This window comes from Methanococcoides sp. NM1, from assembly GCF_900774285.1.
In the GTDB taxonomy this organism is placed as follows: Archaea; Halobacteriota; Methanosarcinia; order Methanosarcinales; family Methanosarcinaceae; genus Methanococcoides; species Methanococcoides vulcani.
Map to the genome: position 1 here is coordinate 100,486 of NZ_CAAGTW010000002.1, position 22,751 is coordinate 123,236.

At 43.4% G+C, this 22,751-nt stretch carries 23 protein-coding genes; 10 read left to right on the forward strand and 13 right to left on the reverse strand.

Annotation, left to right across the window (positions count from 1 at the left end):
* Positions 1–38 precede the first annotated feature (38 nt).
* Positions 39–446 (forward strand): 30S ribosomal protein S6e, encoded by a 408-nt coding sequence (locus E7X56_RS02450; RefSeq protein ID WP_091690070.1) that lies wholly within the window; start codon positions 39–41, stop codon positions 444–446.
* Positions 447–593: 147 nt separating this feature from the next.
* On the opposite strand, the gene E7X56_RS02455 is transcribed toward E7X56_RS02450, so the two are convergent.
* The 4 genes from E7X56_RS02455 to E7X56_RS11695 form a co-directional block, all read right to left on the reverse strand.
* Positions 594–1,886, reverse strand: coding sequence for a hypothetical protein (locus E7X56_RS02455; RefSeq protein ID WP_135604530.1), 1,293 nt, complete (start codon positions 1,884–1,886; stop codon positions 594–596).
* 18 nt (positions 1,887–1,904) lie between these two features.
* A complete protein-coding gene (locus E7X56_RS02460; protein ID WP_135604532.1) occupies positions 1,905–2,993 on the reverse strand; it encodes a 26S protease regulatory subunit in 1,089 nt (362 codons plus the stop codon).
* 105 nt (positions 2,994–3,098) lie between these two features.
* Positions 3,099–3,668, reverse strand: a complete 570-nt coding sequence (locus E7X56_RS02465) for a hypothetical protein (protein ID WP_135604534.1) — start codon at positions 3,666–3,668, stop codon at positions 3,099–3,101.
* A complete protein-coding gene (locus E7X56_RS11695; RefSeq protein ID WP_167879423.1) occupies positions 3,668–3,823 on the reverse strand; it encodes a hypothetical protein in 156 nt (51 codons plus the stop codon). The genes E7X56_RS02465 and E7X56_RS11695 overlap by 1 nt, the downstream gene beginning before the upstream one ends.
* Before the next feature lie 142 nt (positions 3,824–3,965).
* Between E7X56_RS11695 and E7X56_RS02470 the strand changes: the two genes are divergently transcribed.
* The 3 genes from E7X56_RS02470 to E7X56_RS02480 all read left to right on the forward strand — a co-directional run bounded on the left by E7X56_RS02470 (position 3,966) and on the right by E7X56_RS02480 (position 8,752).
* Complete coding sequence (locus tag E7X56_RS02470) at positions 3,966–5,297, forward strand: zinc-ribbon domain-containing protein (RefSeq protein ID WP_167879424.1); 1,332 nt, start codon at positions 3,966–3,968, stop codon at positions 5,295–5,297.
* A 141-nt stretch (positions 5,298–5,438) separates the two neighbouring features.
* A complete protein-coding gene (locus E7X56_RS02475; protein ID WP_135604538.1) occupies positions 5,439–7,223 on the forward strand; it encodes a PEGA domain-containing protein in 1,785 nt (594 codons plus the stop codon).
* Positions 7,224–7,360: 137 nt separating this feature from the next.
* Complete coding sequence (locus E7X56_RS02480; RefSeq protein ID WP_135604540.1) at positions 7,361–8,752, forward strand: tetratricopeptide repeat protein; 1,392 nt, start codon at positions 7,361–7,363, stop codon at positions 8,750–8,752.
* Between the two features lie 74 nt (positions 8,753–8,826).
* Here the strand turns inward: E7X56_RS02480 and E7X56_RS02485 are convergent, their stop codons facing one another.
* Positions 8,827–10,173: an MATE family efflux transporter gene (locus E7X56_RS02485; RefSeq protein WP_135604542.1), complete on the reverse strand. Its 1,347-nt coding sequence runs from the start codon at positions 10,171–10,173 to the stop codon at positions 8,827–8,829.
* A 152-nt stretch (positions 10,174–10,325) separates the two neighbouring features.
* On the opposite strand from E7X56_RS02485, the gene E7X56_RS02490 reads away from it, so the two are divergent.
* Complete coding sequence (locus tag E7X56_RS02490) at positions 10,326–10,718, forward strand: co-chaperone YbbN (RefSeq protein ID WP_135604544.1); 393 nt, start codon at positions 10,326–10,328, stop codon at positions 10,716–10,718.
* A 156-nt stretch (positions 10,719–10,874) separates the two neighbouring features.
* On the opposite strand, the gene E7X56_RS02495 is transcribed toward E7X56_RS02490, so the two are convergent.
* The 3 genes from E7X56_RS02495 to E7X56_RS02505 are packed head-to-tail and all read right to left on the reverse strand — an operon-like array spanning position 10,875 to position 13,545.
* Positions 10,875–12,518, reverse strand: coding sequence for an AMP-binding protein (locus E7X56_RS02495; RefSeq protein ID WP_135604546.1), 1,644 nt, complete (start codon positions 12,516–12,518; stop codon positions 10,875–10,877).
* A 36-nt stretch (positions 12,519–12,554) separates the two neighbouring features.
* Complete coding sequence (locus tag E7X56_RS02500; protein ID WP_135604548.1) at positions 12,555–12,956, reverse strand: thioesterase family protein; 402 nt, start codon at positions 12,954–12,956, stop codon at positions 12,555–12,557.
* A gap of 10 nt (positions 12,957–12,966) precedes the next feature.
* The gene (locus E7X56_RS02505) at positions 12,967–13,545 is read right to left on the reverse strand and encodes a helix-turn-helix domain-containing protein (protein ID WP_135604550.1); all 579 of its coding nucleotides are present in this window, start codon (positions 13,543–13,545) and stop codon (positions 12,967–12,969) included.
* A 136-nt stretch (positions 13,546–13,681) separates the two neighbouring features.
* Between E7X56_RS02505 and E7X56_RS02510 the strand changes: the two genes are divergently transcribed.
* From E7X56_RS02510 to E7X56_RS02525, 4 genes are all read left to right on the forward strand, one after another.
* A complete protein-coding gene (locus E7X56_RS02510; protein WP_135604552.1) occupies positions 13,682–14,128 on the forward strand; it encodes a hypothetical protein in 447 nt (148 codons plus the stop codon).
* A gap of 29 nt (positions 14,129–14,157) precedes the next feature.
* Positions 14,158–15,318, forward strand: a complete 1,161-nt coding sequence (locus tag E7X56_RS02515) for a tRNA (guanine(10)-N(2))-dimethyltransferase (protein ID WP_135604884.1) — start codon at positions 14,158–14,160, stop codon at positions 15,316–15,318.
* A gap of 134 nt (positions 15,319–15,452) precedes the next feature.
* The gene (locus E7X56_RS02520) at positions 15,453–16,031 is read left to right on the forward strand and encodes a MarR family transcriptional regulator (RefSeq protein ID WP_135604554.1); all 579 of its coding nucleotides are present in this window, start codon (positions 15,453–15,455) and stop codon (positions 16,029–16,031) included.
* A 24-nt stretch (positions 16,032–16,055) separates the two neighbouring features.
* Complete coding sequence (locus E7X56_RS02525) at positions 16,056–16,745, forward strand: DUF2110 family protein (protein WP_135604556.1); 690 nt, start codon at positions 16,056–16,058, stop codon at positions 16,743–16,745.
* Position 16,746: 1 nt separating this feature from the next.
* On the opposite strand, the gene E7X56_RS02530 is transcribed toward E7X56_RS02525, so the two are convergent.
* Positions 16,747–17,481: a V4R domain-containing protein gene (locus E7X56_RS02530; RefSeq protein ID WP_135604558.1), complete on the reverse strand. Its 735-nt coding sequence runs from the start codon at positions 17,479–17,481 to the stop codon at positions 16,747–16,749.
* Between the two features lie 261 nt (positions 17,482–17,742).
* On the opposite strand from E7X56_RS02530, the gene E7X56_RS02535 reads away from it, so the two are divergent.
* Complete coding sequence (locus tag E7X56_RS02535; RefSeq protein WP_135604560.1) at positions 17,743–18,756, forward strand: class I SAM-dependent methyltransferase family protein; 1,014 nt, start codon at positions 17,743–17,745, stop codon at positions 18,754–18,756.
* A 113-nt stretch (positions 18,757–18,869) separates the two neighbouring features.
* Here E7X56_RS02535 and E7X56_RS02540 read toward each other — a convergent pair whose 3' ends face one another.
* The 4 genes from E7X56_RS02540 to E7X56_RS02555 form a co-directional block, all read right to left on the reverse strand.
* Positions 18,870–19,343, reverse strand: a complete 474-nt coding sequence (locus tag E7X56_RS02540; protein ID WP_135604562.1) for a DUF2124 domain-containing protein — start codon at positions 19,341–19,343, stop codon at positions 18,870–18,872.
* 61 nt (positions 19,344–19,404) lie between these two features.
* Positions 19,405–20,367 (reverse strand): methenyltetrahydromethanopterin cyclohydrolase, encoded by a 963-nt coding sequence (gene mch, locus E7X56_RS02545; protein WP_135604564.1) that lies wholly within the window; start codon positions 20,365–20,367, stop codon positions 19,405–19,407.
* 251 nt (positions 20,368–20,618) lie between these two features.
* Positions 20,619–20,975, reverse strand: a complete 357-nt coding sequence (locus tag E7X56_RS02550) for a hypothetical protein (protein WP_135604566.1) — start codon at positions 20,973–20,975, stop codon at positions 20,619–20,621.
* A gap of 476 nt (positions 20,976–21,451) precedes the next feature.
* Positions 21,452–22,555: a hypothetical protein gene (locus E7X56_RS02555; RefSeq protein ID WP_135604568.1), complete on the reverse strand. Its 1,104-nt coding sequence runs from the start codon at positions 22,553–22,555 to the stop codon at positions 21,452–21,454.
* Between the last annotated feature and the right edge of the window lie 196 nt (positions 22,556–22,751).

The window sequence follows — 22,751 nt, forward strand, 5'->3', positions numbered from 1 at the left end:
AACAATAGATAAATATTACTAATATTTGGAGGCAAATCATGGCAGATTTTAAAGTTGTAGTTTCAGATCCTAAAACCAAGACCTACCAGTTCGATATCACTGGTGCTGAATCAAACCAGTTCATCGGTAAGGCCATTGGCCAGACCGTAGATGGCTCAACAGTAGGTCTGGATGGATACACCCTGACCATCACAGGCGGTACCGACAACAGTGGTTTCGTAATGACCCCTGACCTTCCTGGTTCAAAAAGACAGAAGGTCCTCATTGCAAAAGGCGTCGGTTATTCAGCAAAATCAAAAGGTGTACGCCGCCGAAAGTTCCTTCGTGGAAGGGAAGTCGCAACCGATATTACCCAGATCAACACAAAGGTTACTGCATACGGTGATAAGACCATTGAGGACATCCTCGGTGGCGGTGCAGAGGCTGAAGCACCTGCAGAAGAGTGATCCTTTCACTCTTTTCCTATCTTTTTTTTAATTTATTTTATTAATTAATCTATTTTATTAAAAGATTAATTTTATTAATAAATTCATTTCGTTAAAAAATTTAATTCATTAATAGATATGTTCTATTGATCGATCAATTCCTTAATTTTATTTTGATCTTGTATATTTTGGTGAATCCAGCCCAACATCGATGAGCACATTTTTCCTGACGAGACCATCTATGAATTTTTTAGCCCCGCTTAAGTTAAGCCCGGAATGTTCCATAACATCATTAAGGTCAAAGTACTCTTCATCTTCAATGAGTTGATCAATGATCTCTGTCAATTTAGGTCGGGTTCCATTTGTGGAATGCCAGAATGCAAATTTCCGGTTATTTTCATCAGTTTCATTGTATACAAGATCGTCTTCTACAAGGTCGTAGAGGAAAAATCCCAGTCTCTGATGTGAATATGTCCTTACCCAGTCCTTTATGCTTTGATCCCAGGAACTGCTGATAAAACACAGGCTCATGTACTGGTTTTGTTCGATGGTACTTGCTTTTGCCTGTATCATCTCGATGATATCTCTTTTATCATCAATGGATTTCCAGTAGTTATCGACGATAAGCATTGGTGTTTTGAACCTGCCTTCCTTTATGGAGCCACGCACACTTCTTTTTGAAAGATCGACCTTCCATTGCTTGTCTGCAATGTATTCTCCATCATAAGAGACCTCTGGATGCTGTTTCTCAAATTTTTGCTCCAGAATATTAATGTAACTGTAAAGTTTTGAAAGGACTTCTGTATCAAGTTCATCTTTTTTAATAGGGACCTGTGCGTCATCCGGGATCGATGTTTCATCTTCAATATCATCAGTTGAGCTGGTTTTGATCTCGGAGGGGGAAGATTCAGATATTTCAAACATTTCAGTTTTGTCTTCTGCAGGGGCTTTTTCCTCAGCTTCCTTCTGATCTTTCTCTCTTCTCTCCTTTTCTTCCCTTCCCCTTTCTTCTCTTTCAGCTTGCTTTTTACTTATGATCCTGTTCTCGTATTCGCTCAGGTTCTTGTCTGTAAGTTCGATCCTGTGGCTAAATCCCATCTCCATTTTATCCACTAGGTCACTGATGGCAAAGACATCGACATTCTCACCGGTAGCAAGGGCATTCTCCACTTCCTGAAGCAGCATCGTAGGGGTATCTACAAATCTTTCTTCGTTCTCATAGAACTCATCAATGTTGCCGTTGTGACTTCCGAAGGGGTCAAGTTCTTTTTTTTCCGCTTCTGATATCAGTACTGTTATCCGCGTCCGAAGCTGTCGAAGTAGTGAAGTAGCGGCTGAATCCTTTTGTTGATATGTCTTCTGGATCAGTTTTTCGATGCGCGAATGCGTGTTCTTCAGGAGTTCATGCACTTTTTTCCTGTTTTCTTCCTGCAATGTTGTGGGGTGGGATTCCAGATCCATATCGTTCACTCTCTGCTATTAGTGGAATAGCTCTCTAAAGACTTCTTCTTCGCCACTTTTCTTTATTTCACGTTTTGCTTCGGAATACCAGCTGGTGATCGAAGGTTTCCTTTGCTCCAGTACTTTGATGAAATCATCCATCTTTATCTTCCGGGGTTCTGCACCACGAAGTGCCTCTCCAAGCGGAATGTCAGCGGCTTCTTTGCAAATAGCTGAAATGTCTGCTCCCGAATATGATCCGGTCATCTCTGCCAGTTTCTCTACGTTGACATCATCATCGATCGGTCTTTTCTTCAGGTTGATCTTAAAGATGGCAATTCTTGCAGGAAGGTCCGGTTCCGGTATGAAGACAAGTTTACTAAAACGTCCCGGTCTGCGAAGTGCTGGGTCTATGGCCCATGGCTCGTTGGTAGCTGAAAGGACCAGGAGGTTATCATCGGCTGTATCCACTCCATCCATCTGGGCCAGCAGTTCATTGACCACCCTTTTGGCATAGTCTTCAGCTTCACTTCGCCTGCCTCCAATGGAGTCGATCTCGTCAAAAAAGATAATGGCTTTCTCACATTCCCTTGCAGTGTCAAAGACCTTCTTTATGTTCTTTTCAGAAGCACCTACCCATTTGCTTACGATGCTGCTTGTTTTGACACTGATGAAATCTGCACCACATTCCTTTGCAGCGGCCTTTGCCATCATTGTCTTCCCGCAGCCAGGGGGGCCGTGCAGGAGTATTCCTTCGCCAGCTTTCTGGCCATACATCTGGTATAGTTCCTTGTGGGTGAACGGGTATATTATGGCCTTTCTGATATCTTCTTTCACAGACTCAAGGCCTCCAATGTCAGAAAATCCGATATCAGGTTTTTCTGTCATTATCAGGTCATCTTTTGATAATGATGACTCATCGGTATCTTCTTTTGTACCCGTGCCTGAGCCGGAATACTGGACGCCTGAACTTTTGAATGACTGTGCCTTTGCAAAAAGGTGTTCTGCAAGGTCACGCTGTGTATTCTTATCGGTTTTGTCAGTTGAGAGTTTCGAAGCTTCATTGTAGAGCTTTGCAGATCTTAGATATAGTTCCCTTGCTCTCTCTTTTTCATTCTCTTCTTCCAATGTCTTAGCAGCTTTTGCATAGCCTCTTGCCTGTGCTGCCAGTGAACTTGCAGATCCCAGATTTGCACCTCCGCAGTATCTGTAGGTCAGTATGATCCTGCTAGATCACTCTGACTCGGCCATTTCTGATTCTATCTTCTTTGATAGCTCATCTTTGGATGATGTATCAGTGCTAAGTTCTGCCAATAGCTCGGATCGAAGTGAGTCCTGCATATCACTAAGCTCTGTGCCACCGTTCATAGCTGCATCCATTGAGGATGTCATAAGGTTGGTAGCAGTATTCACTTTCTCCATAGATGTGCGGATATTGGTAATAGCTCCCTCGAGCTTTGTTGTGTCAAAGCCAAGCTGCTTTTGCCATTTTCCGAGGTTCGCCCCGATCTCAACAACCTCTTTAAGTCCACTTTCCATCTCAATTACATCGGTCATGGACTGTGCCATTTCGACCATACTTCCAATAGTGTTGACCTGGCCGTCTATCATCGAGTATCTGCGAGAGGCTACCCTGAACTCCCTGTCGTTCCCATCTGAAAGGGCATCCTTAGCTTGTGTACGTGCCTGTTGTCTCTTCTTGTTGAGCTCTTTCTCACGTGCTGTCAATCTCTGTTCGGACATCGATAGCTTTGTTTTCAGTTCATCAGGTGATACCTTTTTGAATGGATTAGCGAATCCCATTATATTTCCTCCTCCATTTTCTTTTGTTTGGCATACCTTATACATATTTTCAATGCTTCGGACATGTTTATAGCGACTCCTTCTTCAACAAGATGTTGTAGATATTGTTTACTATCTTCTGAGACCCTTGCACTTACTGGATACGAACGACCCATTTTATCTCCTCTTGTTTAGTTTTTTTGATTACATATATCTATTTTTCTTTCGTTGACTTTTCTTCGACTGGTCTATCAAAGAAATCAACGATTATGTATGCCTATGTATACAATAGAAAACATTATATATAATATTTGTCCAATGTTATTCTATAGCATATTGCCGGATGATGGAGGTATTGGAACTATGGCGTTCAAATGGAAGAAGGATCTTGATGATATTGCACGTGTTGTCCCTAAGAAGAATGTAAAAGGTTTCTTCAGCAAGTCTATTACTCTCTCACCTAATGAGAAAGCTGTTATGATAAAGAATGGTGTAGTTGAAGACATCATCGACAGTGGAAAAATGAGAGTTGGTGGCCTGCTAAAACCAGGAACCTTGCATAAGGATGTGGATGTTGCTCTTATTGACACTTCCTTTAAGGAGCTGAGGTGGGAGGTTCCCGGTCTATGGACTCGTGATGATCAGGAAGTTGGATGTGGAGGTATCCTGAGGTTCACTATAAACGATCCAAAAAAGTTCTTCAATATGATATTCTCCTATACGGTTCCGGAGAAGAACGGGGAAAGGAATCTCTCGATCTTCGATATCTACGATCGCCTTGAAAGTGAAACGATAACCCGTGTCCTTGAACCGGAAGTTCATGGGGAGAATATTGAATCCCTTTATGGTAACCGTGATCTTCAGCTGAGGATGGAAAATGAGCTTGAAATGCAACTTAAGGACACTCTTTTGTTGTGGGGAATCGAACTTGTAAAATACACTTGCGAGTGGGACTTTGGCAACTATGCTGTTGTGAGAAAGGAACGCAGTGAATTCCAGGTTCGCGAAGAGCTTAAAGAAATGTCTGTCCTTGAAGATGAGGGTGACCTGGAACGTGACAGCCGTGTAAATGTTGCAGCGACAAGGGCTGGCTTTGCAGAAGAAACAGTGAGTGCAGCGCATTACAGGACAGAGGGAGAAAAAGATGCTCTTCACAGGTCCACGATCTCACAGATCGAGAATGAGGCTGATGCTAACGAAGCTAAACAGGCAATCGAGACATTTTCTTCATGGAAACAGGCGAAAACCGGGACCAGAAGGGCTGATCTGGAACTTGATGAGGATATGAACGACCGTCAGCATTCCCGGGACATGGAGTATATGGGCAATGTTATGGAAAAAGGCGGTTCAGATACTGCCACTATCATTGCACAGGGCAGGGAGTTCCAGAATATGTCTCCTGAGCAGCTTGAAGCACTTGCCAAAATGAAAGAAGCGGAGAACATTGCAAAAGAGGACAAGGTCCGGTTCATGATGGATGTTGAGGACCGCGAGCGTGAGGATTCATATCGCAGAAAGGAACTGGATGCTGAAATGATGGGTGCTGCACAGGCCCGCAGGACTCCGAGTGTAAAGAAATGCCCCGGTTGTGGTACTACAGTCCCTGCAGAAGCGCATTTCTGTGGTCAGTGTGGGACAAAGCTTGATTAAACTCAATGTAAGGGCAAAAATTTACTTTTAATACAAATATGCTTTTAAAAGTAATATGCATTATCTGTATAGCTTTGCTCTGGAAAGAACTAATAGCGATCAAACTTAACATAATATGATAGTTTCCACAGGTGTCCGATCTTGATAGAAAAACACGTGAAAATACTGGTATTATTATCCGTTTTGGTCCTGTCATTATCCGTTGTCGGCAGTGCCTCTTCGACTCTGGACTATGATGTTGCACTCTCTGAGGGTGACTCTCTTTGGCTGGAAGAGGGATATGTTCTCAATATAATCGATATTGATACATACAACAACTATGCACAGATGTCTGTGACATGGAACGGTTATGAAGTCCACAATGCCATCTACTATGAGGGAGATTATTTCTATTACGACGACGGCCTTCTTTCCCTGGAATTTGATATAGTAGACATCTATTCGGAATCATATATTGACCATATGGATATTAACGGTCTTTACATATTTTATAAAGACTTTCCTCAGGGTACCATAGTGCTCTATTCCATCCCGAATGGTGATGATGTCTATCTCGATAGTTATTATCAGGCCACAAGTGACGGTTACACTTTGATACAGTTAAGTGACCTGGAACCCGGTTATCATTCTGTAACCCTGGAATCTTCTGGATATGATGACCTACAGGCCAGTTTCTACGTCTCATCAGGTGAGGTCCAGTATTATTCTGTCTCGGATTTTAGCAGGACTGCCAGTGGTGACTCTGAAAGGATCGACCCCACATACTATGACGATTACGATTACGATGGTCAAAATAACACTGACAACGCGTTCGGTGTTGTTCTTCTTATCCTTTCCTTCATCTTTTTAGTGTTTTTCTTAAGAGGTATCATTAAGGCACGAAGGCGGAACAAAAAGTCTAAACGATCCGGGGCTGATAATTTCCGTGGTAGTGCATCTGTCAAAAGCGATCTTTCATCTAAGGGTACTGTTAAGTCCGGTAATGTTCCTGAAAAAGGTCCATCCATTCCCGTGGGAACCGGCGAGGTCAAGGGCGCTTCTTCACCTTTGAAGGAAAGTAGTTCTATTGTGCTAAAATCTGCATTTTATTACCGTGGCGCTCTTCTCCAATACAAGGTAAAGGTCGTGAACCATACTTCTGAGCCGATAGGGGATATTAAAGTTGCTCTTTTTGTACCTGATGTTTTCCTGTTGAAAGAGGCTGAGAAAAGGATGTCTATGCTTGAACCCGGTGAAGGAAAGACGGTTACTTTCGAGGTCCGTCCTACTGGTGAATGTGGTGACTGTAAGATCTCTGCAGGCATTGATTACTATGACTATAACACGAAGAAGCGCAGTCATGTTGATCTTGAAGGCAAGATGGTAAGCATAGTGTGTCCGGTACTTCGGGTCCGGCAGATCGATGAACCTTCCTGGAGATCAGTAGTAAATACCCTCATTTCAGCAGAAGAGGATTCTAAAGACCTTGAGATCCCTGCAGAGAACCTGTTCGATATTGCTACAAGAGTGCTCAAGGATATGAACATGTACATGATCGAGCCGGAGATCACATCAACACCTCGCCTTTTTACGGGAGTTGCAAGGTTCTATGCTGAAGGTGTTAGTGGTTTGAAGTATGCCTCATATGTTGAAGTTGTAGGCAAGAGCCGATCACGCCTTATATTGAGAGCATGGGCTGAAAAAGAAGACGCACTTACCGGTTTCTATCATAAGATGCTGGAAGAGATCGAAAAGAGAACCGATATCAAACTTTTTGTTGATGAGGGTTCTGCACAATACAATATAAGCACTACCAATATTACTGATAGCCTTATCCAGCGTTCTACTATAGGTTCGGAATCTGAAGTTCGAAAGTGCCCGGCTTGTGGAAAAGAAGTAAAGGATAATGCAAAGTTCTGTGAAGAATGTGGGGAAAGGCTGGACTGAACAGGCAGACTATTTCTGGTCTGCAAATCCCCCTCCCTTATTTTTTTCTTTTTTTCACTGAAAAAACATATAACTTATGCATTTAATTCTTACATATCATTTACTTTATATATTTTATAATTTGAAAAGGTGGTTCGTTGTCAAAATATCCGGAGTTGGCCATAAAGAAAATATGTGCCCAGAGAAAAACACTGTTGTTGCCAGTGTCACTTTTACTTTTGTTTGCATTATTAATAAGTCCTGCAAATGCCTCTACTGTAACTGAATGGGTGGCAAGCGGGAACGATATGCTTGAAGAAGGAGATTACGAAGGCGCATTGAACGCATTTGATTATGCTATCTCATTACACCAGACGCATCCTGCCGCATGGTTAGGTAAAGGTGATGCATATTATCATCTTGGGAACTATGAGGAAGCTATAGTAGCTTATGACCAGGCTCTCCTGTACAATCCTGATTCCATGGATGCATATGCAGGCAAAGCAGATTCTCTCATAAGGCTTGGAATGTATGACGAAGCATGGGACATCTATGATGAAGCAACGGCGATGGGTGATGATGATGCCCAGATCTGGTATCGAAAGGGACGGATCCTTTACGAGTTCGGCCAGTATGGTGAGTCTCTTGAAGCATACGACATGTCCTTATCGACCGATCCGGGTTTCGTGTATTCATATTCCGGTAAGGGTTATTCACTTCTTGAAATGAACAGGTATTCGGAAGCCATCGATAATTTTGAATCGGCAATTGAGCTGAATGAGGATTATCTGGTTGCATGGGTAGGCAAGGGTGATGCATTCTATGGCCTTGGACTTTATGAAGACGCTATTGATGCTTACGACCATGTGATCTCAAAAGATTCAGAATATGCTTCTGCCTGGTCCGGAAAAGGCTATTGTCTCTATGAGATGGAAAAATATGAGGAATCAATAGATGCTTTTGATGAGGCAATATCTATTGAGCCGGATTATGTTAATGCCTTAAGCGGTAAAGGTTTTGCACTTTTTGCTCTTGGTGATTATGAGGGGGCCATCGAAGTATTCGATGCAGCAATAGAGGCTGACAGCACCTATGCAAAAGCATGGGCCGGAAGAGGAGATGCTTATTCTGAGCTTGGTTTTCTTGAAGATGCCCTGAGCTCTTATGAAAGGTCAGTTGAACTCTTCGCAGGAGATGTGGACGTACTTTACAACCTCGGGCGTGTGCTATATGACCTTGGTCGGTACGAAGAGGCCCTCGAAGCATTTGGTTCAGTTCTTGAGGCTGATCCTGATCATTCTCTTGCACTTGTTGGCCAGGGCTATAGCCTGTATGAGCTTGAGGAGTACGACGATGCACTGGTGGCATTCGAAGATGCATTAGCTATCGATTCTGAAGATGAGGGTGCCATTGGTGGCAAGGAAATGACCGAGACTCAGCTCAGGATGGGATGGGTAAGAAGTCCGTTCTCGATCGCAGTAACTTTGCTTGCTTTCTCTGCACTTGTGATCTATTTCGTTTACAGGAAAAGAAAGCAGGATTCGGAATAATAGATACAGATCTATTATTCTCATTTTAACTTTTTCTAACGTTTTAAGCTTATTCGATCGTCCACCCTATGCCATTATGATCTCATTCTGGCAATTTCTTTCCTTGTGATGAGAACTGCGACCACGCAGGCAAGGAAATCTGATATTGGAAAAGATATCCATATGCCGTTGAGGCCGAAGAACAACGGTAATATAATTACCAGTGGTGGCAGGAATATGGTCTGTCTGGAAAGTGTCACGACAAGTGATTCCTTTGATTTTCCCAGTGATTGCAATAGAGCTGTTGCGACCACCTGGTAACCAATGAATGGCATCATAAGGAATGAGATCTTCAGTGCTGTGATCCCCATGGATATGAGTTCCGGTTCATCACTGAAAACACGCATGATCTGTTCCGGTATCAGGAAAACTATGATGGTGCTTACGATACACATTGCTGTAACAATGTAATTTGAAAGGGAGATGGTCTTCCTGACCCTTGCATACTCGTTAGCTCCGTAGTTGTATCCTACTATCGGTTGTATTCCCTGCTTTATTCCGATAATTGGCATGAGTGTCAGCATGAAGACCTTAATGATGATTCCAAAGACCGCGATCGATACATCTCCTCCGTATAACAGGAGGCTCTGGTTGAAAAGAAGGAAGAGAGCACTTTCCACTACATTGAATATGAATTCAGACATTCCGATGGAAATGGTCTCGCCAAGTATCTCTGTATCAGGTGTCATGTATGCAAAAATAAGATTCAATCTGCTAAGGCTGCTTGCGTAATAGTAGGCCACCATGACGCATCCGACCAGCTGTGAGATCACCGTGGCAATGGCTGCACCTTTTATTCCCATTCCGAACTCGAAGATGAACAGGGGGTCCAGGATGATGTTCGTAACGCTGGAGACCAGCATGATAGCCATTGCAAACTTTGTATTTCCTTCTGCACGGATAGCATTGCTCATAGCTGCAGAGAATGTGAAGAACGTCGTTCCAATGACAATATACTTCGTGTACTCGCTGGCAAAAGGAAGTACAATATCAGAAGCTCCAAAGACCTTTAGCATGGGGTCGAGGAATATCAGGCCAAGGGCGGTAAAGGCTACACTGGCTGTGACTACCAATGTTACCATATTAGCAACCGTTCTCTCAGCTTTTATTATGTCTTTTTTACCCAGCGCCCTTGAGATAATAGACGAGCCCCCTATACCGACTCCCAGAGCGATTGCCATCATGAGGATCTGTACAGGAAAAGCTACGGATATGCCGGCGATCCCCAGCATGCTTTGCTCTCCCAGTCCCCTTCCGACGAAAATTGTGTCTACAAGGTTATATAATGCCTGTACAAGCAATCCTACTATAGCGGGTGCAGATAGTTTGACTATGAGGTTGCCTATGGATTCATTCCCAAGCATTGCATCGTTCTTGTGCATTATCTGAATTCTCTTTCAGGTCGATTCAAAGGAATACGCAAAAAGAGAACTTCTTGTACTTATACTTTAGTTGGATTCTCCTATCAATATGGCAAGGGATCAAAAACAGTGATTATTTATTTTATTACTTCCATTAATTATGTGGGGATATTATGCAGGATGAACTTATCGTAGAAGCAACTGATGGTAATTGGGAAGGGCTGGTTGAAAAAGAACCACTTCCGGTCGTGGCAATGTTCTATCTTACAACATGTCCACATTGCAAGGCAATAGAACCTTATTTCCGGGAGTATGCCGGGGAGTTCAGTAGATCCTGCAAATTTGTCAGGATCGATGCAGAGCAGAGTCCCTGGACTGCGGAAAGATATGGTGTAGAAGGAACACCCACGTTCGTATTTCTCTGTGGGGGCACTGTGATACAGGGGCTTGCCGGAGTGTCTCATCCTTCAATACTCAAGAGTAATATCGAGGATTTCATTAAAGAAGGATCGACATGTGCTGCGAACATTACAAAACTGAAGTACGATATCTCTTTGTATGAATGAAAATACGGAATTACGATGGATGTTAGAAAAGTTTCGTAATATCAATTATTGAAACCGAACTTTTAAAATAGAATATTATGATCAAGCATCTATTATAGACTGTTTAAATAGAATCTTAAAGGGTCTTTTGAGGACCCTTTACATCGATCTTGATTTTTACTTGTCCTTGTTTTCCAGGAGTTCCACTGCCATCTCGCGGAGCTTGAACTTCTGAACTTTACCACTGGCTGTCATCGGATATTCCTCAACTATGAATATGTGCTTCGGTACCTTGTAGCGTGCGATCTTTGTCAGGCTGTGATCCCGTATGTCCTCAGGTGTAAGATTGGAATCATCGTTAAGAACTACGAATGCACCTACTATCTCTCCATATTTCTCGTCAGGGATACCGACCACCTGTGCATCTTTAATTCCATCAATGGTGTAGAGGAACTCCTCGATCTCTCTCGGGTAGATGTTCTCTCCACCGCGGATGATCATGTCCTTTATTCTTCCGGTAATGCGGTAATAGCCGTCCTCATCCACTGTTGCCAGGTCACCACTGTGTAACCAGCCATCTTTATCAATGGCCTTTTCGGTCATTTCAGGCATCTTGTAGTAGCCTTTCATCACATTGTAACCACGGCAGCATATCTCGCCCTGTTCGTTCGGTTTGACAATTTCCCCGGTCTCAGGGTCCACGATCTTGACCTCGATATGATCCATTGAAGTACCTACGGTTCCTACTCGGCGGTCAATGGTATCATCGGTGCTTGTCTGGGTGAAAACAGGAGATGCCTCTGTCAGACCATAGGCAATGGTGATGTCCTTGCAGTTCATGTCATCGATGACCTTTTTCATAGCTTCTATCGGACACGGTGAACCTGCCATTATGCCGGTCCTTAATGAGGACATATCGAACATTTCGAACATTGGGTGTGAGAATTCTGCGATGAACATTGTAGGCACACCATAAAGTGCTGTACATTTCTCTTTCTGTACTGCAGCAAGTACAAGAAGTGGGTCGAACAGTTCTATCATTACAAGGGTTCCGCCATGGGTGAGGGTTGCAAGAACACCGAGTACGATACCGAAACAGTGGAACAGCGGTACCGGCAGGCACAGCCTGTCCTCTTTGGTGAATTTTTGCCTTTCACCGATGTAGTATCCGTTGTTAAGGATGTTCTTGTGTGTAAGCATGACACCTTTCGGGAATCCGGTGGTTCCGGAAGTATACTGCATGTTAATGGCATCTTCACAATCAAGGGTCGTTTTGATACGGTTCAGCTCGTCACTGTAGGTGTGTTTTCCAAGAAGCAGCATCTCAGCGGTGTTGTACATTCCTCTGTGTTTTTCCTGCCCGATGAAAATGACACTTTCAAGTTTAGGGTATTCCTCGCTTTTCAGATTACCTCTCTTGCAGGTCTTCAGCTCAGGTACCAGTTCGTAGACGGTCTCAACATAATCGACATCCCTGAAATGGTCAACGATCGCAAGCATCTTCATGTCTGACTGTTTCATGACATAAGCAAGTTCATGGCTCTTGTATGCAGTGTTCACCGTTACAAGTACAGCACCTATCTTTGCAGTTGCAAACATGAAGGTAAGCCAGTCAGGTACATTACGTGACCATATCCCGACATGGTCACCTTTTGTGATCCCCAGGGACAAAAGTCCTTTTGCAAGGTCATCGACCCTTTCATTGAACTCCTGGTATGAAAAACGCAGGTTTCGGTCAGGATAGACCATAAAGTCCCTGTCCGGGTCCTTTCTAACCTGTTCCTCAAAGAACTCACCAATAGTAGATTCAGTAAATAGCATGATCTCAGGTCCTCTATGTTCTGTTATTCGTTTTTATTACTCTGTGATGAGGTGTTCGCTTAATGCTTCCCTGATGCTCCCGGTCAAGGGAATGGACTTCTTGTTAATGAAATCATAATGTACCAGAACTGCAGTTCCCCTGGTCCTTAACTCTCCCCTTTGCCAGGCTTCATGTAGTAATGTGAAGGAAGAATTGCCAATTTTCTGGACATAGGTCCTTATTTCAACATCACCGTCAAAGAACATCTCTCCAAGGAAATCAAAGTCTATCCTTGCCATGATCAGGTTCCATTTCCCAAGGGTCAGGTCAAGGGTAGGACTGAACATTCTGAATATGGGGTTTCTTGCCTCTTCGAACCATCCCGGAAGTACGGTGTTGTTGACGTGTCCCAGACCATCGATGTCGCCAAATCGCGGTGCTACAGTTGTAACGAACATTTCTTATCCCTTAGATAGGTGTGTAGACTACCGCCAGTATCTTTGCTTCTGTTCCTGCTGCGTGGACATCATGTGGTACAACGGAGTCATAATATATGCTATCCCCTACGGTCAATGTGTAGGTTTCGTTTCCATATATCACTTCTATGTTCCCTTCAAGTATGTAGATGAACTCTTCTCCTTCATGGGATGACAGCTCGTGCTCCTCATCATTCTTGAATGGGTGAACATCAATGATGAATGGTTCCATGTTCCTTGCCTGCTTGTCTGCTGCAAGTGAATGGAAATCGAGTGCGCTTTCTTCAGAGCTTTTGGATTTTCCGGAAAAGCGAACTACGTTGTCTGAGGCTCCGTTTCTTACTACGACAGGGCCAGTCTGTGGTGCATCATCAAGGAATGTGCCCAGTCGTACTCCCAGTGCACGTGCGATCTTCAAAAGAGGTGTCAATGATGGAATCAACTCACCTGCTTCAAGTTTCTCTATAAGTTCCACACTGCTCTGACTTTCTTTTGCCAGCTCTTCCACGGACATCTCATGACTCTCACGGAACTGGCGTATCTTCTCTCCGACGCTGTTTTTTTCTGTCAATGTATTCACCTCTTTTGCGTAGGTCAACGCAAATAAATGGTGTTTCAAATTAGAATCGTAACTTAAAAAGGTATCTGTTATGGTTTACAGGCAACGTTTATAATGTATTGAAAGCCAAATATCATTGTGAATTCAAATGAAGAGTAAAATGCTGGTATTGATATTGGTGCTATCATCTTTATTGATGGCAGGGTGTATCGGGGATAATGGGGAAGAACCTGAAGTCGAGAATGAAACTCCTGTAGATGTTCCTGTTGACGAGAACATCTCAGAGGATGATGTTCCTGTTGATGATAATGGAGAGGTCATTGAGCCTCAGGTCTACACAATAAGGCTCGGTAGGCTGGATAGGTATACTGCAGTACCTAATTATCTTGAGATCAACAGGGGAGATACTGTCTACTGGAGAAATGAGATGAAAGAGAGGAAGCTAATATTTACAGTAATAAGTGAAGATGGCCTTTGGGAGGAGCAGAGAATTAGTTACGGCATGCAGTTCAATTACACCTTCACCGAGGCAGGAACATATAATTTCACTGTCCCTCCATGGCAAAGCATGAACAGTACCGTTATTGTTAAATGATGGCGGGCTGTACAGCGTGCAATATGCAGATGAAGAGCACAAAGGTAACCGAAGGTAATACTACGGTCCTTGTACCGGTACCTCCTGAAGGCGTACCATTCCCGCCATCAGAAGCGCCGGTATTCTACAATCCTCATATGGAACTGAATCGCGATATCTCCGTCGCAGCTACTTTAGCGTATGCAAGGAGACTGGCATTCCAGAAGGAGATCGAGATATCGGATATACGGTATGTTGATACCATGTCCGCATCAGGCATCAGGGGACTTAGGATCGCCAATGAGGTTGGCGTTTCAACAACTTTGAATGATTGGAGCGATGAGGCCTTTGCACTTATTCTTGAGAATATTGAACTGACAGGTCTATCGGAAACCACAGAAGCCACATGCAAGAACGCGAATGTGCTGATGCACGAGAGGCGCTTTAATATTGTGGACCTCGATCCTTTTGGGAGTCCTGCACCTTATCTGGATGCTGCGACAAGGTCAGTTGTTCATCTTCTTGAGGTCACGGCAACCGATACAGCTCCACTTTGCGGTGCACATTTTAATTCAGGAATGCGAAAATACGCTTCTGTGCCATTGAATAATGAGTTCCACAGCGAGATGGGCGTGCGTATACTTCTTGGTAAAGTCGCAAGGGAGCTTGCAAAGCATGACAAAGGCATGACCCCGCTTCTTTCGCATGCTACAAGGCATTACGTCCGTGCTTATCTTCAGGTTAAAAAAGGCGCTAAACAGGCCGATAGGTCCCTCCGGGAACTTGGATTCCTTGCCCATTGTGAGAAATGCGGTCAAAGGAGATTTTTCTATGGTCTGGCTGTTGCGATCGATGACAAATGCCCTTCATGTGAAAGCAATATGCAGATCGCGGGTCCTCTATGGCTGGGACAACTGCATGAAAAGGAGTTCTGTGATGAGGTCCTAGCAGAGATGGAATCTCTGGATCTCGGTAAGAAAGAGCAGGCAAAGAAGATCATTGTGGCTTGTCGGGATGAATTTGACATGCCTTTCTTCTATGACCAGCATCTTATATGCAAAAGGATCGGTATTTCAGCGCCTGCAATGGATGCTTTTGTCGAAGCGCTCAGGGTCACAGGTGCCAGTGTTTCAAGAACACATTTTAGCGGCACCTCTTTTAAGACCGATGCAGATATTGATCGCATAAATGATGTCCTTCAATCACTGTAATCCAATAGGGTTACACTATCATGTATTATCATATATGATCGATGTACTATAGAAAGTAATATATATCAAATTAGATAATCATTGTTTTGTTAAAAAAATATTAAATTATTTATATATATTCAGAGGTGATTATATTGGCAAAGGAAAATCCGGAATATCTGTTCTTGCAGGAGAAGCCAACACTTGCTTTACTGGCTATCTGGTTCTATGGAAGAACATATGCCTCTGTTATTACAAAGGAGATCAATTCCACATTTGCTCACACCACAAAGATACTGTCAAGAATGGAAGAGGATGGCCTTGTAGTATTTACTGTTGAAGGGCGCATCAAGTATGTTGAGTTGACCGAAAAAGGGCACAATGTTGTTTCCCTCCTGAAGGACCTGATCATTTCTCTGGGTGGTGAGCTTCCAGATGAATACGATCTTGAGAGCAGGCATGAGGTTAGTGGTGATGAGCTTGATCCGACTTCTGCTGAGATCCTGGACAGGATCAATAAGTTGCGCCTCAAGGTTGAGAGCATTTACAAGGGATTGGTGGATTCTGATGCTGATACTGAGACCGCCAAAAGAAAACTTGGACCATTTAGCCGTGAACTGACGATGATAGGTGATGCGATCGATTCTTCCGAAACGCCTGTCGCTGATGAGGTCATTAGTGCTTTTGATGCCACAAGGGAAGTATTCCTGTCCCTTCTGAACAAAAACGGTTAAATGCTTGCTGTTCAATGAGTAGCCATGGAAACAGCAATTTTGACTGTCAAACTATATGCTAATTTAGAACGTGCATTAAGCTCTGCGGCGTTCATGCTGGAAAACGAACTTAAGGATATTGATGCCACCGTCGAGGTTTCCGTAAATTCTGAAGGTTGGCTTCAGGCAAATGTTTCAGGTGAAGATGAAGTATTTGCAGCAAATTTCCTGATCGATAAATACGGCACCCCTGTTACCAAAGTAGAAAATACTGTAGCCTACAAGGGATCTATTTCTTCAATTGATGATGAAGGGATAACTGTTGATATCGGTGTTACTGTAAAGCTCCTACCGGAGGCTCTAAAAGCTCTTGGAGTGGGTACTGTTTCACAGATAGCATCCCGCTTTGGCTTGATCCCGCATCTACCTGTTTCTGTCAGGATCGAAGGGCAGGACGGTGTGGTTACAGGTCGTTTTACTAAAGACCAGCTCGACCTTTTCTGGGGCTGGAAAAAAGCGGCTACAGACAGGCTTATTGTGAACTCCGTGACACGATCTGAACTGAAAAGTGCGATCAAGAAGAAGGGGCATGGAAGGGATATCTACGGCATCGAAAGGGTCGGTCTGCTGGAAAGTATAGTGGTCTGCCGTGAGAAAACCGATGGTCCGGGAATTGTAGCGGAAATAGGTCCTCTGGTAAAAGCTGATATAGGTGTAATAAGGGGCACTCACTAATTCATTGCATCACGAACAGGCAGTGGTCATCGCCATTGCCATGACATTCGATCTCCACAAGATTACATTGCATGTTAAGTTTCTGGTATATTATTCCCTGAAGAAGTCCTTCACCAAAAGAGCAGAGTTTTTGTCCGATGTCAGGTGCGCTTTTGCACACAAAGCAATCATCGATCTGTATTGCCAGGGGGTCATAGGATGGAACCGAAAGGTATCCAAGCTTGTGCATCTCCCAATAATCGGCGACTTCTTCAAAAAGTCCTTCAATGTATGTGGATGTGAAATTTTCAGCGATTCTCATGCCGACATCCTGTCCGATGGTTTTCATTATTGGCCTGTGGTTGATACCCCCGGCCTCAAAGCCGCTTTGCACTGCATGAAGAATGGATGTTAGAAGTTCTCTTTCATTATCGAATGTGGTCGTAAATTGTTTCAGTGCCGCATGGTAGTGTTCCACGATGGGCTTCTGTGAGCATGCTGCATACTGGGAACACATCACATAGGTCTTCTTGCGTTTATCCTTTGGATCGATCCTTTCTTCAAGAAGGTTATTTTGCTTAAGGTCACTCAGGTGCACGGAGATCGTGGATTTTGCTTTACCTGTGTATTTTACGATCTCATCGAACGATCTTGAACTATCTTTCAATAGCTCCATTATCTGGAGCTTTACCGGACCCTCGATGGCAATAATGCCATCCCTGTTTGAAAATAGAGCAGTGTGACCCTCGCTGTTCATATCTAGTAATTGCTTAATGGAATATATATAAGTTCGGTAGTATCCGAATGATTCTCTGGAAATCTGGTCTTTACATGATGTTTATATGCTCCTGACATTGCTATTGATGATTCTTCTGCTATTGATATTGTATTGATATTAATGTCGGTCTTTCTTTTCAATCCGATCTTTCCAGCTTTCAGGTTGCCTGTTCTTTGCATCTATGATCGACTTGTTTGACCGTTAGTTTATTTTCCTCCTACGATAGATTCAGGCAGGTCTATGAAAGCAGTAATAGTTCCTGTCAGGGATGTGGAAAAAGTAAAGGCTGAACTTATTTCCATGGATGTTCTGGATAAAGGGAGAAAGATACGGATAGTTGAACATCCGGATGGCAAGTTTGCTGAGATCCCGGTAATTTCTGATGTGGGTGGATCTGATGTTATTGAACAGGAAAATCCGGATTTTTATCGTCCTGCCATGTCCCTAAAAGAGCATCTGAGTGGCCTTATCCCTGAAGAACTGCTTGGCATTGTTCCCTCGGGTTGGCAGGTGCTTGGTGATATTGTGATCGTGAGCATTCCTGAGGAGTTGCAAAGCTACAGGGAGGACATCGCAAGGAAGCTCCTTGAGATAAACCCGAGATGCAGGTGTGTATTACAGGACTTTGGCATCAAAGGCACTTTCAGGGAACCCGAACGTGAGATCATCATCGGAGAGGACACTGAGACCATCCAGAAGGAACATGGATGTTCTTTCAAACTGGACGCAACTAAGATCATGTACTCAAAGGGCAATCTTGCTGAAAGAAAACGCATGAGCAAGCTCGGTAAGGACGAGGTTGTAGTGGACATGTTCGCGGGTATCGGTTACTTCTCGATCCCTCTTGCAGTTCATGGGAAACCCAAAAAGGTCTATTCCATTGAGCTGAATCCGGTCTCCTACAATTACCTGCTTGAGAATATAAGGCTGAACCACCTTGAAGGAATTGTTCAGGCCATTAATGGGGATTGTGGAGAGGTCACGCCTCAGGCAATTGCTGACAGGGTGATCATGGGTTATGTGGGAACCACTCATCACTACCTGGACAAGGGCATCGGAGCCATCCAAAAGGAAGGTGGAATGCTTCATTATCATGAAACCACTCCTGAAGTTCTTGTCTTTGAGCGTCCTATTCAGAGGATCAAAGATGCTGCTTCTGCTCTTGGCAGGGACGTTGAGATACGTGCATGCCATCGTATCAAGAAGTATTCTCCCGGGGTCTGGCATGTTGTGGTGGATGCTTTTATTAAATGATGGCTGATCAGCTATTATTAATGCCGTTCCAACTGATGGCAGGGAATGGAGAATAAGGAATTGTAAGAACAAGAAAAAGAAAAGTAAAAGAAAGTAAAAGGTGTGTTCTTAGTTCACACCTTGATGGTACTTATGGATATATCGGAATCAATGACATAGTCAAAGTCTATTGGTCCGATCCAGCACTGGGTCTCGAACATTGACTGGAAACATACCCCGATAACGAGTGTGTTCTCAGCGTCTTCAAGAATGCTGTCCAGAGTTTCTTTCATTTCATCAACGTCAATCTTCATCTTTGGCATTGCAAGTCCTCCGAGAAGGACGATCGTGTCTGCATGATGGTCAATATCATCGCCGATCTGCATGCCGCTTGGTGTGGATACTATTGCTTTTGCCTCGTGGTGCCTGATGTCGGGAATGAAACCGACCTCAATTGGTGTATCCCTTATCACGTATGCCATAAGTTCCGCAAAAGGTGTACAAAAACCGGCGGTTCCTATGAACATAACTCTTTTCGAATCCTTCACAATATCTCTGAATGATGTCAGCAGTCCGCCGATACCACTGGCGTTATTGATAACTTCCATGATTCCTCCAATAAAAAAAGAAGTTATACAGCCGGAAAGGCTGTATGTGCAATTATTGAACTTATACGTTCTTGATCCCGAATGATTCGAGCAGGATGCCAGGGTTGATGCGTCCGCTTGTGAATGACTTCTTGGTTGCAAGATCGTTGATCGTGATCTTTGCAGGAGCGAACATACCGGCATCTACCTTAAAGAAGTCGAAACCTGCTTCCTTGAAGGTTGTGTAGAATGGCTTACCGAAGTCCCTGGATGTGCTGGATGGTGCCTTCTTTACGAAGTCCTCGAGCTTCTCTGCGTCTCCGTATTCAACGGTGTAGTAGGTCTCACCACAGTAGATGATACAGTCATTGGTTGAACCCATGCACTTTGTGTCATCTCCGACAATAGGTGCGATAGGTGCGACACCGAAACCGCTTTTGATGGTGTTGATGTCGAAACCGATGGATTCCAGTTTGTGGATACCTGTCTCAACGACCCTTGCGGAGATCTGTACGGAACCTGCAATTGATGAGGTTGGTGCAACTGCGATGTAAACATCCTTTGGATCGATGCTGCAGTGCTTTGCGATGTACTCAACGACCTCTTCGGTAGGGAGCTTGTCGGATTCCATTACGAGAACTGCTGCATCTGCATCGTCCTTGTAGCCGATCTCTTCATAGAGCTCTTTTGGCTTGAGTCCAAGACCCCTTGCAGGACCGGATCCCATTCCAAAATAGTCGCCGACTGAAATTCTCCATCCTGCATACTGGGATGCCATACATGCTACTGTTGGGTGGTCTGTAGCAACCTGGATAGCAGGTACTGCAAGGCCATCCAGATCGACCTTTGTGTATGAGATCTCTGCAAGGTCTGCAAGGCAGAGGCGTGAGAGGTACATACCTGCATCATATCCACCTTCTACATTGACACCACAGTCAATGATGGTAGCGCCGTTCTCAAGTTCCTTTGATTCGACCTTGATCTCATCTTCCCAGTCTAACATCTCATCAATAATTGCTAATCCCTTTTCGTTGACACTTATCATATTAATCACTCTACACGGTTTGGTGTCAATGATTGGGTTGGTTAGAATATGAATTTATCGGTATCTGAAAAGTGTTTGAAGGAGAATTATGGCATCGGTGTACGTGATTTCCGGGGGTGGCGTATTACATGAAAAAGAAAGCAAAGGGTGATATGCTGTTCCAGAACCTTCTCAGCTTCTTCCATGGGCATACCACTCTTCACAGCAAGAGCAAAGTCCTTATAATCGGAGTTGAAGTAATTTTTTATATTTCACATTCCCATTACAACAGATGGCAAATAGCCATCAACCGCATCTAAAATATTCCAAAAGGCCTTTGCATCCCCGATATTATCAAAGAAAAACACCTTATCATTGAAAGAGGTCATAAAGAATATAACACCAAAAGCCATCTCTTGATTGTAGGGTACAGGAGCTTCTCCACCCATATGACAATACTCGATATATTCCGTAGCGGGCTCCACAAAAAGCTTTCCTTCGGGTGAATACTTTCCACCATGACAGTAAACACAGCATTCACTTAGGAACTTCTTGTAAGCCTCAACAGCTTCTTCAAACTTCTCATTGTCAATTCCAAAGTTCACAATCTCTATCTTCTGTTCTCTCATAACTTTACATCCCTTTTCTGAGGGTATGTAGGTTATAAGCATATATAATTATTTGAGTATTTGGATAATTATATACTATTTCATTTTATTCTATTTATTTTAAAATAGTTCAGACCTCAAGCTTCTACAAAATACACGTGCTTTCGATCAGGACAATACATATCCAATTCAATCTTCATCCTCTGAATCTGATCACAACAATACTTCGCAGCAACTCCAAAGTGCTTCTTCAGCAACTTACAGAACTCATCAGTCGTGATGCCATCATACAAGCAACAGCTAAGCACATAGGGAATATAAAGTGCAAGCTCTCCATAACTACAATACTATAAAAAAAGCATAACAAAAAAAGAAGGATGCCACAACATCCTCCTTTCATAAATCTCTTCTTCAGACTTCCCTGTGGTGCTCGGTTGCTGCTAGGAGACCAATGCCGGTTTCCGCAAAGTGTTCGGTAACCTTGTTCGTAATATCTATCAACCTTCTCTATCTGACTCTTCTTCTCCCTCTTCTACTTCCCTTTCTTCTTCCTCATCGATCTGCTGCACATCAAACACAGGAATTTCCACATCAGGATACCATTGCTGCAGGAATGTTATCATATGATATTTCATGAACACCCTTGCAGGCAGGGCGATAAATGTAAGCAAAAATATGAAGAGTATCAGCTCGATCAAAATCATCGGTACTAGCATTATCCAGATGATCACATCTGATCCGGGTAGAATTGCTGAAAGTGCAAAATAAAATAGCACGTCCGCGAGCAAGATGAAAAGACCCACTGCAATAATTACTAGCAGCAAAACGATACCTACTACGATTGCAACAGCAATGCCAAGCACTATCCTTCCAAACCAATAACCAATTATTTGCTCCCAGTCCTTTCTGAACTGACTGAATACATTGGCAAATGCACGGAAAATGCCGGTTTGTGTGTAAATAGCGACAGGTATTGACAGGTTGATAAATGAACTAATGATCCCTCCGATTATTGCTGCTACCAGAATTATGCCAATTAACAGGAATATTGCGGAAACAATGGCAATCGCTATATTGTCTGCGAAGTTCTCGCCTGAAGAAGCTATCAACGGTAGGACAAAGGGAAGAGCCATGAGCGCAATGATAGCAAGTAAAAGAATGCCTGCCAATATCCTGAATGCGAACAGTCCCAGACCTTTCCTCAGGTATCTGCGGGAGTATTCCCAGAACCTCACGTCGTTGCCGACGAGGGAGTCAACAAATACGAATTCCATTACACTTGAAACGTATGAGAAGAACAGGATCAGGACAAATATAAAAATTATTATCCCGATGATCAATCCCAGGTCCGGACCAGTAGGGATCTGATCAACAAATCCTCCGAAAGCCTCGGTGAAGCTATCAACTGGACCTGAATCCTGAAGGTTGTAATCATTAGATGAATAGCTATTTCCACCAACGTTGAAATTGCTTCCGCTACCGCCGATAAGCATAACGATGATAACAAGTTTCATCCATTTCCAGAAATCAAAAGGCTCAAACAGGCACTTTTTTGTTCGCCCAAATGCCTTGTCTACGGCGTCTACGACATACCATCTCATAAAAATAAATTGACAATGTTATCATAAATAATTGATGGTGTATTATTCCGGAAATTAGCAGAATTGTAGGAGTGATAAACCGTTTACTCTCAATATAGGTGTAAGGGAAAGGTTGGAAGAATGAGGACAAGAGCTTCTGCTGTTGAATACTACAAGTAATGTCAATATTTGTCTCATTGAGCTCGTGGATAAGCAC